This window comes from Cobetia sp. 29-18-1 (genome assembly GCF_029846405.1).
In the GTDB taxonomy this organism is placed as follows: Bacteria; Pseudomonadota; Gammaproteobacteria; order Pseudomonadales; family Halomonadaceae; genus Cobetia; species Cobetia amphilecti.
The window spans coordinates 267,495-284,331 of sequence record NZ_JARWKS010000002.1 but is presented as its reverse complement, the minus strand read 5'-3'; the positions used below and the strand labels follow the sequence as shown (position 1 = coordinate 284,331).

General features: G+C 62.7%; 14 protein-coding genes. 5 read left to right on the top strand and 9 right to left on the bottom strand.

Going from position 1 to position 16,837, the window contains the following annotated elements; all coding sequences use genetic code 11:
* The 3 genes from QD208_RS03010 to xsc form a co-directional block, all read right to left on the bottom strand.
* On the bottom strand, positions 1–801 hold an 801-nt coding region (locus tag QD208_RS03010), incomplete at its 3' end, for a hypothetical protein (RefSeq protein ID WP_279835533.1).
* Between the two features lie 159 nt (positions 802–960).
* The gene (gene pta, locus QD208_RS03005; RefSeq protein WP_153636317.1) at positions 961–1,980 is read right to left on the bottom strand and encodes a phosphate acetyltransferase; all 1,020 of its coding nucleotides are present in this window, start codon (positions 1,978–1,980) and stop codon (positions 961–963) included.
* Positions 1,981–2,144: 164 nt separating this feature from the next.
* On the bottom strand, positions 2,145–3,965 hold the full coding sequence (xsc, locus tag QD208_RS03000; protein WP_235506947.1) for a sulfoacetaldehyde acetyltransferase: 1,821 nt from the start codon (positions 3,963–3,965) through the stop codon (positions 2,145–2,147).
* A 253-nt stretch (positions 3,966–4,218) separates the two neighbouring features.
* On the opposite strand from xsc, the gene QD208_RS02995 reads away from it, so the two are divergent.
* Complete coding sequence (locus tag QD208_RS02995; RefSeq protein WP_153636318.1) at positions 4,219–5,070, top strand: IclR family transcriptional regulator; 852 nt, start codon at positions 4,219–4,221, stop codon at positions 5,068–5,070.
* A gap of 121 nt (positions 5,071–5,191) precedes the next feature.
* Positions 5,192–6,076 (top strand): DMT family transporter, encoded by an 885-nt coding sequence (locus QD208_RS02990; RefSeq protein WP_153636319.1) that lies wholly within the window; start codon positions 5,192–5,194, stop codon positions 6,074–6,076.
* 161 nt (positions 6,077–6,237) lie between these two features.
* On the opposite strand, the gene QD208_RS02985 is transcribed toward QD208_RS02990, so the two are convergent.
* The 5 genes from QD208_RS02985 to QD208_RS02965 all read right to left on the bottom strand — a co-directional run bounded on the left by QD208_RS02985 (position 6,238) and on the right by QD208_RS02965 (position 12,892).
* Positions 6,238–8,151, bottom strand: coding sequence for a dihydroxyacetone kinase subunit DhaK (locus tag QD208_RS02985; protein ID WP_153636320.1), 1,914 nt, complete (start codon positions 8,149–8,151; stop codon positions 6,238–6,240).
* Positions 8,152–8,464: 313 nt separating this feature from the next.
* Positions 8,465–9,778, bottom strand: a complete 1,314-nt coding sequence (locus tag QD208_RS02980; RefSeq protein ID WP_279835529.1) for a diguanylate cyclase — start codon at positions 9,776–9,778, stop codon at positions 8,465–8,467.
* Positions 9,779–10,231: 453 nt separating this feature from the next.
* Positions 10,232–10,936, bottom strand: coding sequence for a glutathione S-transferase (locus QD208_RS02975; RefSeq protein ID WP_153636321.1), 705 nt, complete (start codon positions 10,934–10,936; stop codon positions 10,232–10,234).
* A 52-nt stretch (positions 10,937–10,988) separates the two neighbouring features.
* Entirely contained in the window at positions 10,989–11,276 is a 288-nt protein-coding gene (locus QD208_RS02970) for an HlyU family transcriptional regulator (protein WP_306424366.1), read from the bottom strand.
* Between the two features lie 350 nt (positions 11,277–11,626).
* Positions 11,627–12,892 carry an argininosuccinate synthase gene (locus QD208_RS02965; RefSeq protein WP_225348161.1) on the bottom strand — a complete coding sequence of 422 codons (1,266 nt, stop codon included), beginning with the start codon at positions 12,890–12,892 and terminating at the stop codon, positions 11,627–11,629.
* A gap of 267 nt (positions 12,893–13,159) precedes the next feature.
* Here QD208_RS02965 and rnt point away from each other — a divergent pair, with 267 nt between their 5' ends.
* Positions 13,160–13,855: a ribonuclease T gene (gene rnt, locus QD208_RS02960; protein WP_054555724.1), complete on the top strand. Its 696-nt coding sequence runs from the start codon at positions 13,160–13,162 to the stop codon at positions 13,853–13,855.
* Between the two features lie 155 nt (positions 13,856–14,010).
* On the opposite strand, the gene grxD is transcribed toward rnt, so the two are convergent.
* Positions 14,011–14,343 (bottom strand): Grx4 family monothiol glutaredoxin, encoded by a 333-nt coding sequence (gene grxD, locus QD208_RS02955; RefSeq protein WP_043331357.1) that lies wholly within the window; start codon positions 14,341–14,343, stop codon positions 14,011–14,013.
* Positions 14,344–14,659: 316 nt separating this feature from the next.
* On the opposite strand from grxD, the gene argF reads away from it, so the two are divergent.
* On the top strand, positions 14,660–15,577 hold the full coding sequence (gene argF, locus QD208_RS02950) for an ornithine carbamoyltransferase (RefSeq protein WP_153636322.1): 918 nt from the start codon (positions 14,660–14,662) through the stop codon (positions 15,575–15,577).
* Between the two features lie 146 nt (positions 15,578–15,723).
* A complete protein-coding gene (locus QD208_RS02945) occupies positions 15,724–16,803 on the top strand; it encodes an ABC transporter ATP-binding protein (protein WP_054555527.1) in 1,080 nt (359 codons plus the stop codon).
* The last annotated feature ends 34 nt before the right edge of the window (positions 16,804–16,837 follow it).

Here is a 16,837-nt window from a genome sequence, read left to right as displayed (position 1 = left end):
TGAAGCACCAGTCTGAGCGCTTAAACCGCGCAGAACCGAATTGATCATCGCTTCCTTAAGCATTTCATTGGTGACTATGGCTCTCTCATTGGTAGCTTCATTGAAGCTATTGTAATAGAGATTAATAATGCTAGATTCTGAGTTAACTCTTACTCTCCCATTTAAGGAGAGCAATGCTTCTCTCTGCCCTAAATAATGAATAAAATCTTTTGTGGTATCGAATTCTTTAAGCACTAATCCTATCGTATATTCATTAAAAACATGTATAAAGTGCTCCTGTTCGACCTCCCCAACACAAAAAGGTATGGCTTTTTCCTTACTCCATGTATCGTTACCTTTAAGAGAACTATCAAACATAAATGAAGAGTCAACATTAAAGCTACTAATGATTTCTTCGACACCATGACAAACTACTATATGATGGAAAACCACACCTTCACCAATAGGTATCTTTATAGGAATTTTATTTGTGCACAACTTATTAATATATATACGCTCAGGATATTTCTGCAACCACCTACGAGCACCATCTAACTGCTTTGCAGACTCACCTATAGCTTTCCTAGCCCACCTCGACCAAGCAATGTCAACATCTTTTTCGAGGTTGAATTTTATCTTTTTATCGCTAAACAAAATTATGTCATTATCAAAAACAACAATCAGATCACAAATTTCCTTACCATCACCATGCTTAGTAACGTCGCCTTGATCTCTAAATAAATTAGGCCAGCTCCAGAACTGCAAAAAAGAACGACCACCTAGTGAATTCAGATATTGCTCTTCTTTTGTGAATCCATTCATCACCATCTCCCATTAAACAAATAGCACTACCCTAAAGACACTTACTATAGATTAGAATGTGTATTTTATGCACTAAAGTCTTCATAAGATGATTTTCAGGCAGGCTTTCGCCTGCCCTATCCGCCGTGAGCGGCTAACAGAAGGAAAAGAAAGAGAAATTCAGTCTTGCGGGGTACGCTGCTGCGCCTGAACGACAGTCACCGCAATGACATTGAGGATGTCGGCGGTGGAGCAGCCGCGCGAGAGGTCGTTGGCGGGTTTGGAGAGGCCCTGGAGCAGCGGGCCGATGGCTTCTGCGCCGCCGATGCGTTCGGCGAGCTTGTAGCCGATATTGCCGGCTTCCAGATTGGGGAACACCAGCACGTTGGAGGTGCCTTTGACGCGTGAGGTGGGCAGCTTGCGCTCGGCGATTTCCGCCACGATGGCGGCGTCGAGCTGCACGTCTTCATCGATGGCGATATCTGGGCGTTGCTCGCGTACCCGATGCGCGGCCTGCACCACCTTGTCCACCGAGGCGTGATGCGCGCTGCCATTGGTGGAGAACGACAGCATCGCCACCCGCGGGTCTTCCCCGAGCAGAGCCTGGGCGCTGTCGGCGGCGGCCAGTGCGATCTGCGACAGCTCCTCGGCGTCGGGGTCGATCACCAGCCCGCAGTCCGAGAAGATCATGCCGCCCTTCAGATTGTGGAACGGCTTGCACAACATCATCAGAAAGAAGCTGGAGACCAGCTTGCTGCCCGGCGCCAGCCCCAGCAGTTGAATGGCGGTGCGCACCACATCGGCAGTGGTGAGCACCGCGCCGGCCACCGAGCCATCCGCCAGCCCTTCGCGCACCAGCATGTTGGCGAACGTCAGCGGATCACGAATCTTCTCGGCGGCCTGCTCCGCCGTCATGCCCTTGGCCGCGCGATGCGCGTGCAGCGCCTCGGCAAGCCTGGCGGTGTGCTCGGAGGTGGCGGGGTCGATCAGCTCGAGCCGTGCCAACGCCTGATCCTCAAGCCCGGCTTCCCTGGCGGTGGCGGCGATGACGACGGGGTCACCGACCACCATCACCTGCGCCAGGCCCTGCTCCGCCGCGCTCACCGCCGCTTGCACCACCCGCATGTCCTGCCCTTCGCAGAGCACGATACGGCGCGGGTCTGCCTTGGCCCGCGCCAGAATGTTGTTGAGTGCCTTCATGTCTGTCTCCTCGCTGCCCTTGCAGGCAGCCGACACATCCAAAAAGCCCCGGACATCTGAAATGGCCGGGGCAAGGGAGAGTTCCAGTCCTGCTTGCGCGTCGCGCTACACCCGCTTCATCGCGCTGCCATCCATGACCTGCACAGCGCGATCAGTGATGGGCGTTACACGTAATCCTGATACTTCTCGAGCAGACGCACCGGCTTCTTGAGGGCGTCGCGGCGGAACGGGTCGCCCAGTTCGCGAGTACACATCACCTCGATGACGCAGGTCTTGCCTTCGTTCATCTGCATGTCGATGGCCTTCTTGAGGGCCGGGCCCACGTCTTCCAGACGGTCGACGGTGATGCCTTCGGCACCCATGGAGCGCGCGATCTCGGCGAAGCTTTCGTTGTCCAGCTCACCGGCGACGAAGCGACGGTTGTAGAACTCGACCTGGTTCTTCTTCTCGGCCCCCCACTGACGGTTGTGGAAGACGACGGCCGTGACCGGAATGTCGTGACGCACGGCGGTCATGATTTCCATCAGGCTCATGCCCCAGGCGCCGTCACCGGCGTAGGCGATGGCCGGACGTTCCGGCGCGGCAGTCTTGGCACCCATGATGGTCGGCAGCGCGTAGCCGCAGTTGCCGAAGCTCATCGGGGCGAAGAAGCTGCGCGGACGATCGAAGCGCAGGTAGCTGTGAGCCACGGAATTGATGTTGCCGATGTCGGTGGAGACCATGACATCTTCCGGCATGGCCTTTTCCAGCTCGCGCAGTACCTGACGCGGGTGCAGGTATTCGCCGCCGGAGAACGGCTTCTCGTCCTTGGCTTCTTCGATGGCGTCGAGGCTGAAGGCGTCCTTCTCGTGGGTCCAGGCATCCAGCTCGGCTTCCCAGGCGGCCTTCTCTTCACGAATCTGGGTCAGACGCGAATCCTTGGAGGCATCGCATTCCAGATTGCGACCGGACAGGCGCTCGGTCAGGGCGATGGCCGCTTCACGCGCATCGCCGCAGATGCCGACGGAGATCTTCTTCACCAGGCCCAGCATCTTGTGGTCGGCGTCGATCTGGATGATCTTCGCGTCCTTCGGCCAGTAGTCCATGCCGTGCTGCGGCAGGGTACCGAACGGCCCGAGGCGTGTGCCCAGCGCGATGACGACATCGGCCTGGGAGATCAGCTTCATGCCCGCCTTGGAACCCTGATAACCGAGCGGACCACACCACAGCGGGTGGCTGGCCGGGAAGGAATCGTTGTGCTGGTAGCTGTTGACCACCGGCGCGCCGAGACGCTCTGCCAGTGCCTTGCACTCCTCGACGCCATCGGCCATCACCACACCACCACCGGAAACGATGACCGGGAACTTGGCGCTGGCCAGCAGCTCGGCTGCCTCATCCAGACTCTTGCTGCCACCCGGGCCGCGGTCGACACGTGCCGGCAGCGGAATCTCGCATTCGATCTCGCCGTAGAAGTAGTCACGCGGAATGTTGAGCTGGGTCGGGCCCATCTCGGACATGGCGCGGTCGAAGCAGCGACCGGTGTATTCCGCCATGCGCGACGGGTGCGTCACGTGACCCTGGTACTTGGTGAATTCCTGGAACATCGGCAGCTGCTTGCATTCCTGGAAGCCGCCCAGGCCGATGCCGGTGGTGCCGGCTTCCGGCGTGACGATGACCACCGGGCTGTGCGCCCAGTAAGCGGCCGCGATGCCGGTGACGCAGTTGGAGATGCCCGGGCCGTTCTGGCCGATGACCATGCCGTGACGGCCGGAAACGCGAGCATAGCCGTCGGCCATGTGGGCAGCGCCCTGCTCGTGCACCACCGGAATGAGGCGAATGCCGGCCGGGGCGAAGATGTCCATCGCATCCATGAAGGCGGAGCCCATGATGCCGAACATGTCGGTGACGCCATTGGCGACCATGGTTTCCACGAAGGCCTCGGAAGGGGTCATCTTCTGCTTGCCCTGCACGACCTTGCGATTGTCTGCGCTGTCTTGAGTGCTCATGGCGTCTCCAACTCTAAATTTTATGTTTATTGATACATTTAGTTCCGATTACCGAAACATGTGACCAAAATTAGCCCCCGCCGCGCGGTCCGTCAAGCCCGATTTCGGAAAATGATCAAAAACACTCCTTTTTTAGAAACTTCTTCCGATGAATGGAGTACTGTTAAAGTAGGCACAGCAACGCAAGGCACTGACGGGCCGAGCGTTTCGGCGCCACACTGCCCAGCGCACGGATTGAAGGAGGGAATAGCCCATGAACAGTGCCACCCAGCCCCAGGCGAGCCTGCCGCGTGACCGCAAGGACGCTGACAGGGAGACCGGCAAGGAAGGCAGCAAGATAGAAGGCGATACGCCCGCCCAGCGTCTGCTGGCGCTGCTGGAAGTGATCGCCGCCAAGGACCAGTTCTTCACCCTGCAGGGACTGGTGGAAGAGACCAGCCTGCCCAAGCCGACGCTGCACCGCATGCTTCAGCAGCTGGAAGGCAGCGGCATGCTGCAGCGCGAGGCGGACAACCGCCATTACAGCAAGGGCAGCCGTCTGCGCCGTCTGGCGGAGAACCTGCTGCTCAACGACACCGTGCAGGGCGCACGCCACGGCGTGCTCAACCGGCTGATGGAAGAGGTCGGCGAGAGCTGCAACATCACGGCGCTGTCCGGCAGCGAGGTGCTGTATCTGGACCGCGTCGAGACCCAGGCCCCGCTGCGCTTCTATCTGCACCCCGGTTCCCGGGTGCCGGTGCATTGCTCCGCCAGCGGCAAGCTGTTTCTGGCCCAGATGCCGCCCGCCCAGCGCCGCCGCCTGCTGACCGGCACGCCGCTGAACGCGATGACGCGCAATACCCTGACCGACATCGAGTCCGTCGAGGCCGAGATCGAGCAGGTCCGCCAACAGGGCTTCGCGCTGGATGACGAGGAATTCCTGCCCGGCCTGGTGTGCATCGCGGTACTGGCACCCAATCCCGATGGGCCTTCCAACATCGGCGTGGCGATCCAGGCGCCGGTGATGCGCCAGTCGCGCGAGGACATGCTCAAGCATCTGCCGGCTCTCGAGCGCGCCGCGCGCGATATCGCCGCCATCCAGCGCGGTGCGATACCCTCCGCCTGAGGCCAGCGGGCTGGAGCTGGGACTGGGAAAGAAGAGCGACAGGCACAAGGTCGTGCTTCCCGTGACGCGCATGAGGGGCTAGCCTAGCGGACTGCCTTTCACACGCCACGTCGAGAACACCATGTCCGCCAGCGATGCCTTGCGTCTTGTCCTGCTGTCCACCCTGTGGGGCATGTCTTTCATCTTCATGCGCGTGGCTGCGCCGGAATTCGGCCCGACCACGCTGATACTGCTGCGCATGGGCATCGGCGCGCTGGTACTCGCCCCGCTGCTGCTGGGCGCGGGACGCCTGAGGATGCTGTGGGAGCACAAGGGCCCGCTTGCGGTGCTGGGGCTGACCAGTCAGGCGCTGCCCTTCTGCCTGCTGGCGCTGGCCACCACCCAGCTGGAGGCCGGCTTCACCTCGCTGATCAATGCCACCACGCCGTTGTTCACCGCGCTGCTGGGCATGGCGCTGTTCGCCACGCCGATCCAGAAGCAGCAGTATCTCGGCCTGGCCGTGGCCTTCAGCGGTGTCTATGTGCTGTCGAGCGATCGCCTCGATTTCCAGCTCGGCGGTGACGGCTGGTTCATCCTCGCCGCCCTCGGCGCGACCTTCTGCTACGGCTTCGCCTCCAACTTCTCGCGCCAGCACCTGAATCACCTGCCGGCGCCGGTACTGGCCGCGGGCAGCTCGCTGATGTCGTTCCTGCTGTTGCTGATTCCGGGCCTGTGGATGTGGCCGACGACCAGCGTCAGCCTGGAGGCCTGGGGCAGCGCCATCGCGCTGGCGGTACTCAGCACCAGCCTCGCCTTCCTGATCTTCTTCCGTCTGCTGGCCAGCGCCGGCGCCACCGCGACCACCTCGGTGACCTTCCTGGTACCGGTCAGCGCGCTGCTATGGGGCAACATGCTGCTCGATGAGGTGATCGATGCGCGCATCCTCACCGGCATGGGCATCACCCTGCTGGGCACCGCCATCGCCACCCGTCTGATTCGCCTGCCGACACGTCAGAAAGTCGCCTGATCGCTTGCCGCATGACGCAAAAAAGGCCCGCCCCTGAACACGAGGTTCATGGGGCGGGCCTTTTGCTTTATGGGGCTTTGGCTTTATGAGCTTTGTGCTTTGTGGGCTTGAGCGCTCAGACACCAGTCATTCGGGTCAACCAGCTCAGCCGGTCAATCACATCAGCCCGCCGCTTCCTCGGCAGCATCGGCCAGCGCTTCGAAGACACGCGCCACAGCTTCCGCACCCGGGTCGCTGTTGCCGACCAGATGGGCGGAGGGCACGTAGGCGGAGCGCCCGGCCCGCGCCTTGGTCATCTCGGCGGTGGCATCCGCGCCCTGACGGGCGGCGCGCGCCATCGCGGCCCAGTCGACCCGCCCGGCGCGTATCTCCTGCCTGCTCTCGGCCGGCGAGGCTGACTGATAACCCTGCACCGATACCTGCTTTTCAGACTGCACCGACGCTTGCAGTGCCTCCAATGCCGGCAGCAATGCATCCAGCAGGCTGCGATCGCCGCGTGAGGCGCCACCGTAGTGCTGCATGCGGGCGACGCCGTGACTCAGGGCGTCGTGCCAGCGCTGGCCCAGCGGCGCCTGGCCATGCGCGTCCGACTGCTCCTTCCAGCGGGTGGCGGCGGCGGTGAACAGCGTCGAGAGCAGCACACCACTGGAGCCGCCCATGCCATGGGCAAGCTGCTTGCCGATGGTGGTCATCAGCTCACCGGAATCGCCACACGCCAGCTCGCAGTCTTCCAGCGCCTCGATCACCGCGCGCGCACCGTTGGCGAAGGTGCTGCCGGTATCGCCGTCACCGCTGATGGCATCGAGGCGGTCAAGGTCCGCCTCGCTGGCAAGCAGGATTTCCAGTGCCGCGCGCAGGCGTTGCTCGACCTGCGGATCGCCCGGCAGGCCGGCACGCGATTTCACGCCACGGGCGGCACGCTCCTGGCAGTCGGCCTTGGCCTGGGCACGTCTGGCATCCGAGGCCTCATCACTGGCCGTTCTGACGGCGTCCTGACTCGGCGAGAAGTGCGCCAGTGGCGTCACCGGCTGCACGCCCGGCCAGGCGACCGGCGCGCAGCTGGCGCTCAGCGCCTCTTCCAGCAGGCTATCCAGCGGCAGCAGCGTCAGCGAGAAACCGTGCATGTCCAGCGAGGTCATCAGCGGTTGCGGGCCGACCACGGCATGAATGCCCAGCGCCTGCAGCGACGGATGGGTCAGCGCTTCTTCCAGCAGCAGGCTGCGCTCCAGCGCCGAGCAACCGCCCAGATCATTGATCAGCAGCAGATGGCCACTGGCCGGCAGGTCGCCGCCGACATCCTTGCGCGAATGACCCTGCACCAGCGCCGTGACCACGGTGTCCATGACCGCATGCACGCCGTGGGTGTCCGAGTCGCTGCCAAGCTCGAGCGCCATGGCGCCCGGCTCGCCGTGAATGCCCAGCCCCAGTTCCGGTGCGCGTTGCTCACGCGGCTTGCCGGGATGGCGGCCGACATTGAAGGCCACGCCCAGGGTCGAACAGCTGTCGGCGACGCGCCGTGCGACGGCGGTGATTTCCTTGAGGCCCGCCCCGCGGGCCGCCAGCGCACCGGTGACCTTGTGCACCAGCAGCGTGCCGGCCAGCCCGCGCGGCTGCGGGTTGTCGGGCAGCGCCACATCATCGGCGACGATGACCATCTCGACCTTGAAGCCTTCCTGACGCGCCCGCTCGGCGGCCAGCCCGAAGTTGAGGCGATCCCCGGTGTAGTTCTTGACGATCAGCAAGGCCCCGGCCTCACCAGTCACTTCGCGGATCGCCGCCAGCACGGCGTCCACCGTCGGCGAGGCGAACAGCTCACCACACACGGCGGCCGTCAGCATGCCCGCGCCGACGAAGCCTGCGTGCGCGGGTTCATGCCCCGAGCCGCCACCGGATATCAGCGCGACCTGATCACGCGCCCAGTCATCGCGTACCACCAGGCGCATGCCACTGGCGGGGTCTGACAGCCGCACGCCACTGCCATCCGGGTGGCGCAGTCGTGCGCAGCCTTCCAGCGCCTCGCCGACGACCTGGCGTGGCTGATTGATGAACTGTCGGCCAGACTCGCTGCTACTCATCCTTCTCTCCTTGAGGACACTCGCCCTGCTGATAAAGGCGGCACTTGAGGCCGCCGTTCATGCCTGTCTTGTGCCACGACACTTCCCTGACGCTCGGGGGCCTCGACTCATCCTACCTTGCCGTTCCCCCAGCGTCGTTCGCGACTTTGCCGGATGCAATAGTCATATCAGAAAATGATGGCATTCGCGCTGCAGCGTTGTGCCACGCCCATCAGTCGGGTGGCCTGAAAGACAAAAGCCCCCCGACGCCTGCGCGTGCGGGGGGCTTGGAATGTCGGGAGCCAGCGGGAAGCGGGCTCGTTTGTCATGCGAGTCACCTTTCCTCCTTGGCCCTGGCCTCGGCAGACTCGGAATCAGCAGACACGCTATCGCCACGCTCGGTATCGGCAGGCTTGGTACCGGCAGACTCAGTACCGGCAGACTCAGTACCGGCAGACCCGGTACCGGCAGAAGCTGCCTGCTGCCTCGGCGGCGACTGGGAGGCTGGCCTGGGCGCTGGCGCCTGCTGCGATAGCGGCGCGGGCCTTGATGTCGGCTCGGGCTTTGATGTCGGCGCGGGCTGTGGGTGCAGCCAGGAAGGCAGGCGACTGGCGGGGGCTTCCAGGTTCGAGGCCTGGAAATCGCCGGCCTGGTATTCGCAGGAAGAGTACTCCACCGGCGTGTGCACCCTGAAGCCGTGCTTGCCGTGGTGCTTGACCCGGTACATCGCCTGATCGGCCCGTTCCAGCGCCAGCCCGAAGCGATTGTCGGCATCGCGCCCGAAGCAGATGCCGATGCTCAGGCCGATGCGGCCGAGGCCACCGCTGATCTCGAGGGGATGCGCGAAGCGCTCCAGCCAGCGACGGGCAATATGTTCGACACGCGGCAGTGACATGCGGGGCAGCTGAAAGAGGAATTCATCGCCGCCGAAACGCGCCGAGAGATGATGGTGGATGCCCAGCCGATGCAGCTCATCGTTCAGACCATGCGCGACCAGCACCAGCACTTCGTCGCCGGCACGATGGCCGAACTGGTCATTGACCTGCTTGAAGCCGTCGAGGTCGATGAAGATCAAGGCACTGTCGTCGGCCAGCGGTCGCTGATGCCAGCTGTTGATGGCCTGGCGATTGGCAAGACCCGTCAGGGCATCGGTGCTGGCCAGCGCATTGAGGCGCGATTCGTAGTCCTTCTCATGACTGATGTCGGTATGCGTGCCCAGCAGGCGCAGGGCATTGCCGTGCTCATCGCGCTCGACCACCCGCCCGCGATCGGCGACCCAGGTGATGCTGCCGTCGCGGGCCAGCATGCGATGCACGACCTGATAGACCTCGGTGCGCCCCTCAAGGTGATCATTGAGGTTGGCGAGCACTTCGTCGCGGTCTTCCGGGTGCAGGTGCTCACGCCAGACATCGAAATGGGCGTTCAGCTCGCCGGGCTGATAGCCCAGCATGCGCCCCCAGAGATAGTTGAAGATGGTGAGCTTGCCGCTGGGCACTTCGAGTTGCCAGAGGCGCAGGCCGGTACCGTCGAGCGTCGTCGACAGTTTCTCTTCCAGCCCCGCTAGTCGGCGTTCAAGGCGAGCCTTGTCGCGTTCCATCTGCTGGAGTGCTTGTTCCAGTGATTGTTCACGCAGACTCTTGCGTGCCATGCCAGGCCCCCGGTCGACTCCTTGTCCTGCATCCTGTTTATCCATCGGCACCACGGCGGACTCCCTGCTCGCTTGCCGATGCATCGCTCACGGTCTTGTGTTCTGTCTTGTTGTTATGCCATGCCGCTCTGTCTTGACGTTCAGTATTTACGTTCAGTCTTGACACTCTGGCTTGCGGTGTTTTTCCGCCTGGCGTCCTTGGCGCTTCGCTGCCCAGCCTGGTGACTGGGCGGTTGTCACCCGACTGAGGTCAATAAGCACTAACTGTAACTTAGATACCTAAAACAGAACCTATCGATATAACGTCCAGATGTGACAGCCCGAATGCCGAAAGAATCCCGACGAAAGTCTCAATCACATCAATAGCGCAAAAATGCGCAAGCCATATGATATTTGCGCAGCGCGCCCGAGCATCAGCGCATCAGCACCTCAGAGCGCAAAAGCATCAGCGCGTCAGAGCGCCAGCTCGCCACCCTTGGCCACGGCACGCTGAAAGGCTTCGCGCTGACGGATGCGGGCCAGCCATTCCTGGATATTCGGGTGATTCTTGAGCCCCTGGCGCGCATCGAGCGCCTGGATCGGGAAGCTCATCTGGATATCGGCACCGGTCAGCGAGTCGCCGGCAAGCCACTGGCGATGCTCGAGACAGGTATCCATGTAGGCGAGATGCGCCTTGATCTCCGGGCTGATGAAGCTGTCATTCACCCCCTTGGCCAGTTTGCGCGCGATCGGGCGCACCAGCCACGGCACCGGCGGCTTGTCGAGACGCGAGAACACCAGTCTGAGCATCAGCGGCAGCATCGCGGAGCCTTCGGCGAAGTGCAGCCAGAAGCGGTAGTCACGCTCGGCCTGGCTGCCGGCGGGCGGGCGCAGATGGGCAGTGCTGCCGCTGCCCTGGCCGGCGTACAGATCGATCAGGTATTCGATGATCGCACCGGACTCGGCGACCACCACCGGCTCGGCATTCTCTCCCGCCAGCGTGGTGTCGGTGATGATCGGCGCCTTGCCCAGCGGGTGAATCTCCTTCAGCGCCTTGGGCGCGCGCATGCTGTTGCTGTCGCGGGCATAGGTCTGCAGACGGTATTCAAGATTCAACTCTTCCAGCAGCCACAGGATGCGCTGCGAGCGCGAGTTTTCCAGATGGTGAACCGTGATCATGGGCGTGCTCCTGAGGGTGGGGGCAAGTGCGCAGCGGTCAGCTTCGGGGGGATCAGCGTTCGAAGATGCTGTCACCCAGGTCATCGATGGTGCGCTTCGCCTTGAGCAGGGTCAGCTCCACGGCGCCCTCTTCGCCCGGCACGGTGTCGGAGCGCTCGAAACGGTGCTCCAGCATCTCGCCGCCTTCCACCGGCTTGCGGATCACGCCCGACACCCGGTATTGACCATCGTGCTTCTGCGGCATCGCCACGATCAGATAGCCCTTGTATTCGGTGGCTTCCGGTTCCTTGACCGGCGCAGGCTCGCCTGCGGCAAACAGTTTCTTCAGCATACCCAGCATGAGACATCTTCCTTGGCCGGCCGCCATGACAGACGCCGGCGATCTACGTGCAGAAATGACAATGAAAAGGGGCTTCTGTCAGCATCGCATGCACTCACGGGGGAGAAAAGCGCTCAAAAAAGCCCCTGAGCGCCATGCGTGCCCTGGATGAGCAGCACCTCATCAGACGAAAGCGCGCCCGGCTCTGGTAGCCGACAGCGCGATTGACTCTGGCCGTCTAAAGCGCGATACGACAGCCGGATAATGTGGCACCGACAGCCGGATAGCACGACGCCGACCCCTATGGCAGCGAATGGCTGCAGCAGGGGCCGGCGTCATGGTGTTCCGAGATCAGGCTATCGGATCAGAGATTACTCGATGCCACGTCCCTTGCTGGCCGCGATACGCAGGCGCAGGGAGTTCAGCTTGATGAAGCCGGCAGCATCTTTCTGGTCGTAGGCGCCCGCATCGTCTTCGAAGGTCGCGATGGACGCATCGAACAGCGAGTCTTCGGACTGACGGCCGACGACGATCACGTTGCCCTTGTAGAGCTTGAGACGCACGACGCCGTTGACGACCTTCTGGGACTCATCGATGGCCGCCTGCAGCATGCGACGCTCCGGGCTCCACCAGTAGCCGTTGTACACCAGCTCGGCGTACTTGGGCATCATCTCGTCCTTCAGGTGGGCCGCTTCGCGGTCCAGAGTGATGGATTCGATGGCACGGTGAGCACGCATCATGATGGTGCCGCCCGGTGTTTCGTAGCAGCCACGCGACTTCATGCCGACGTAACGGTTCTCGACGATGTCGAGACGGCCGATGCCGTTGGCGCCGCCGACCTTGTTCAGGTACTCGAGCACTTCGTGAGCGGCCATTTCCTTGCCGTCGATGGCAGTGATGTCGCCCTTGGTGTAGGTCAGATCGATGTAGGTCGCGTCATTCGGCGCCTGCTCCGGGCTGACGCTCCAGCGCCACATCTCTTCTTCGCACTCGGTCCACGGGTCTTCCAGCACGCCACCTTCATAGGAGATGTGCAGAAGGTTCGCGTCCATGGAGTACGGAGACTTCTTCTTGTTCTTGGCGTAGTCGACTTCGATACCGTGCTGCTCGCAGTATTCCATCAACTTCTCGCGGGAGTTCAGGTCCCACTCACGCCACGGCGCGATGACCTGGATGCCCGGCTTCAGCGCGTAGGCGCCCAGCTCGAAACGCACCTGGTCGTTGCCCTTGCCGGTCGCGCCGTGGGAGATGGCGTCGGCGCCGGTCTCGTTGGCGATCTCGACCAGACGACGCGCGATCAGCGGACGTGCGATGGAGGTGCCCAGCAGGTACTCGCCTTCATAGATGGCGTTGGCACGGAACATCGGGAAGACGTAGTCGCGGACGAAGGTCTCGCGCAGGTCTTCGATGTAGATCTCCTTCACGCCGAGGGCTTCTGCCTTGGCACGCGCCGGCTCGACTTCCTCGCCCTGACCGAGGTCAGCTGTGAAAGTCACGACTTCACAGTTGTAGGTTTCCTGCAGCCACTTGACGATGACTGAAGTGTCCAGGCCGCCGGAGTAGGCGAGAACGACCTTTTGCACGTCGGACATGCTTGACTCCTGAGTTGATGCTTGTAGTTCCCGCGTACCACTGATGAACGCCGTGGCCGCAGGTGGGGTTGGATCGCCCGGTCCAGACGAGCGAAGGCCGCGCAAGCGCAGCCGCTCATCTACCCGAATCACGATGTGACGCCGATTATAGCGAGGCTGGCACCTCACCGATACTGCCAGGAGGGCCAGAGACACCCCGGCACGCGGCCAGCGCCGCGACGCGCCCTTTTCGCCCTGCTACAATTGGCCACCTTGAGCGTCGGCAATACGCACGACGCAGCACGAGATGCTATGACGGGATTGGAGATCTTGATGACCCAGGCGAGCGAGCGCACGCAGATGGCACAGCGCTTCCGTGGCTTTCTGCCAGTGGTGGTCGACCTCGAGACGGGTGGTTTCAATGCCGCCGGTGATGCACTGCTCGAGATCGCTGCCGTCACGCTGACCATGGACGACGATGGCAACATGGTGCCGGATGCGACCTATGCCTTCCACGTGGCCCCCTTCGAGGGCGCCAACATCGAACAGTCGGCACTGGATTTCACCGGTATCGATCTCGACAACCCGGTGCGCAAGCAGGTCGCGGTGGCCGAGAATCAGGCGCTGGGCGAGATCTTCAGCCCGGTGCGCAAGGCCATCAAGGCGCACGGCTGCACGCGTGCGGTGCTGGTCGGCCACAATGCGGCCTTCGATCAGGGCTTCCTGAACGCGGCGGTCGAGCGTTGCGGTATCAAGCGCAATCCGTTCCACCCGTTCTCGTGCTTCGATACCGCTTCGCTTGCGGGTCTGGTCTATGGCCAGACAGTGCTGGCGCGCGCCTGCCGCGCCGCCGGCATCGAGTTCGACAATGCCTCCGCCCACTCGGCGCGTTATGACACCGAACGCACCGCGGAGCTGTTCTGCGCGATGGTCAACCGCTTCAAGGACCTGGGCGGCTGGGACCTGGCGATGAAGGAACAGGGCATGAATGATGAGGTGCCGGCCTCGCTCGACGCGCCCGCGCCCTGACTGGCAGAGCTTCTGACAGCTTCTCCGGCTGACAGACTCTCCGAGAGCCAGACATGAAAACGCCCCCGCAGCCTGGCTGCGGGGGCGTTTTTCTGCTCGGCACTGCTCGGCTCAGAGCGAGCCTGATCAGAGCGACTCCTATCAGAAGATGCCGATCACTCGGCAGACGCTTCCTGAGCGGCCTGCTTGATCAGCGGCTCCAGTTCGCCGCTCTGGTACATCTCGACCACGATGTCGCAACCGCCGACCAGCTCGCCGTTGACCCACAGCTGCGGGAAGGTCGGCCAGTTGGCGTATTTCGGCAGCTCGGCGCGGATGTCCGGGTTGTCGAGAATGTTGACGAAGGCGAAACGCTCGCCGCAGGACATGACGGCCTGCACGGTCTGCGCAGAGAAACCACACTGCGGCAGCTGCGGAGTGCCCTTCATGTACAGGAGGATCGGGTTCTCGCCAATCTGCTTTTCGATCGATTCGATGGTAGTGCTCATGTGCAATCCTCGGACGGTGGGCGCAAGGCCCGTGAGTGTCATTCCCTCATTCTACTGGGGGTAAGCCATGAATTCAGCCCCCGATAGTGCCCGAGTTGTGGATTGCTGTCTGCAGCAGCGCGCATCGGCCCTGCCGCGCGCGTCATGGCCGCCCTGATAACGGCGCGAGCGTTGCACGCTCGAGCCGAGCTGGCTAGGATGGCTCTTTTGACAGGCAGCGCCATCCGGGCGCCGTGATCGTCGGCGACTTCCTTCCCTCCGACGCATGGCGCCCTTTTCGATGGTGCTGCCCGAGACCCTGACAGGAGCCCGCTCGATGGCCACCCGGCACTTTCTGACCCTGCTTGACCTTTCTCCGGAAGAACTCGACTACCTCATCAAGCGCGCCATCACCATCAAGGATGGGCTGAAGAAGGAAGGTCCGGTCTATACGCCGTTCGCCAACCGCACCCTGGCGATGATCTTCGAGAAGTCCTCCACGCGTACCCGCGTGTCCTTCGAGACGGCCATGGCGCAATTCGGTGGCCATGCGCTGTTCCTGTCGCCGCGCGACACCCAGCTGGGCCGTGGCGAGCCGATCGGCGACACCGCCCGCGTGCTCTCCGAGATGGTCGATGGCGTGATGATCCGCACCTTCGCCCACTCCGATATCGAAGCCTTCGCCGACGCCTCCAGCGTGCCGGTCATCAATGCGCTGACCGATGACTATCATCCGTGCCAGCTGCTGGCCGACGTGATGACCTGGACCGAATGTCGTGGCTCCGTGAAGGGCAAGACAGCGGTCTGGATCGGCGATGGCAACAACATGTGCCATTCCTGGATCAACGCCGCGCGTCAATTCGATTTCAATCTGCGCATCTGCTGCCCGGAAGGCTACGAGCCGGACAGCGAGATCGTCGCGGCGGCTGGCCAGCGCGTCAGCATCCATCGCGACCCGCAGCAAGCCGTGCAGGGCGCGGACCTGGTGACCACCGATGTCTGGGCCTCCATGGGCCAGGAAGAAGAGCAGCTCAAGCGTGAAGCCGACTTCGCCGGTTTCCAGGTCGATGAAGCCATGCTCGACAAGGCCGCTGACGATGTCATCTTCCTGCACTGCCTGCCGGCACACCGCGGCGAAGAGATCAGCATGGGCCTGCTGGATGACCCGCGCGCCGTCGTCTGGCAGGAAGCGGGCAATCGCCTGCACGCCCAGAAGGCACTGCTCGAGTTCCTGATGCTGGGTCGCCAGGACTGAGCCTCAAGGCTGAGCCGCCGCCCAGCAAGCCGAAGGGGTGCCCTGCCGCCGCCTGCATCCACGCAGGCGGCGCTCGCGTATGCTCAAGCGAGACGGACACTCCCCTGCTCCGCTGCCTTCATCGCCATCCGGACTGACCTGCCATCATGCAACCGCTCCTTCAGATCGATTCGCTGGAATGTCGCTACGACACTACCGTCGTGACCCGTGACATCAATTTCTCCCTCAACAAGGGTGACATTGCCTGCCTGCTCGGCCCCTCCGGCTGCGGCAAGACCACGCTGCTGCGCGCGATTGCCGGCTTCGAACCGGTAGCGATGGGCGAGATTCGTCTCGAAGGCGAGGTGCTGTCCAGCGCGACTCATCTGACTGCGCCGGAGCAGCGCCATGTCGGCATGGTCTTTCAGGATTACGCGCTGTTCCCCCACCTGAGCGTGGCGGACAACGTGGCCTTCGGCGTGCGCCGCATGACCCGTGAAGCGCGCAATGACAAGGTGACGGAGCTGCTGACGCTGGTCGGCCTCGCCCATCTCGGCGAGCGCTTCCCGCATGAGCTGTCCGGTGGCCAGCAGCAGCGCGTGGCCCTGGCCCGCGCGCTGGCGCCGGAGCCGCGCATTCTGCTGCTCGATGAGCCGTTCTCGAATCTGGACGTGGAGCTGCGTCGTCAGCTGAGTCAGGAGGTGCGGCGGATTCTCAAGCACCTTGGCATCAGCGCGGTGCTGGTCACGCATGATCAGAATGAGGCCTTCGCGATGGCCGACCAGATCGGCGTGATCCACGGCGGTCATCTGCAGCAGTGGGACACGCCGTTCAATCTGTATCACGAACCCGCCACGCGCTTCGTCGCCAACTTCATCGGCCAGGGCTATTTCATCCCCGGCACGCTGAAGGACAACGAATGCGTGAGCACGGAGCTGGGCGTGATTCGCGGCAACCGTGCCTATCCGTATGCGCCCGGCACGCCGGTGGATGTGCTGCTGCGCCCGGATGACCTGGTGCTGGCCGAAGGGGATTCGGAAGCCACCGATCTCAAGGCACGCGTGCTCAGCGCGACCTTCGCCGGTACCAGTACCCTCTATAGGCTGGCGCTGCCTTCCGGACGGGAAGTCGAGGCGGCCTTCAACAGCCATCACGACTATCAGCCCGGCGAGCAGGTCATGCTGCGTATCCAGGCCGATCACCTGATCCTCTTCGAGCGTGTCGAGGAGAGTGAAGCGGTGCTCTAGCGCCTGCGCGCAGGATGATCGCCAGCCATGAAAA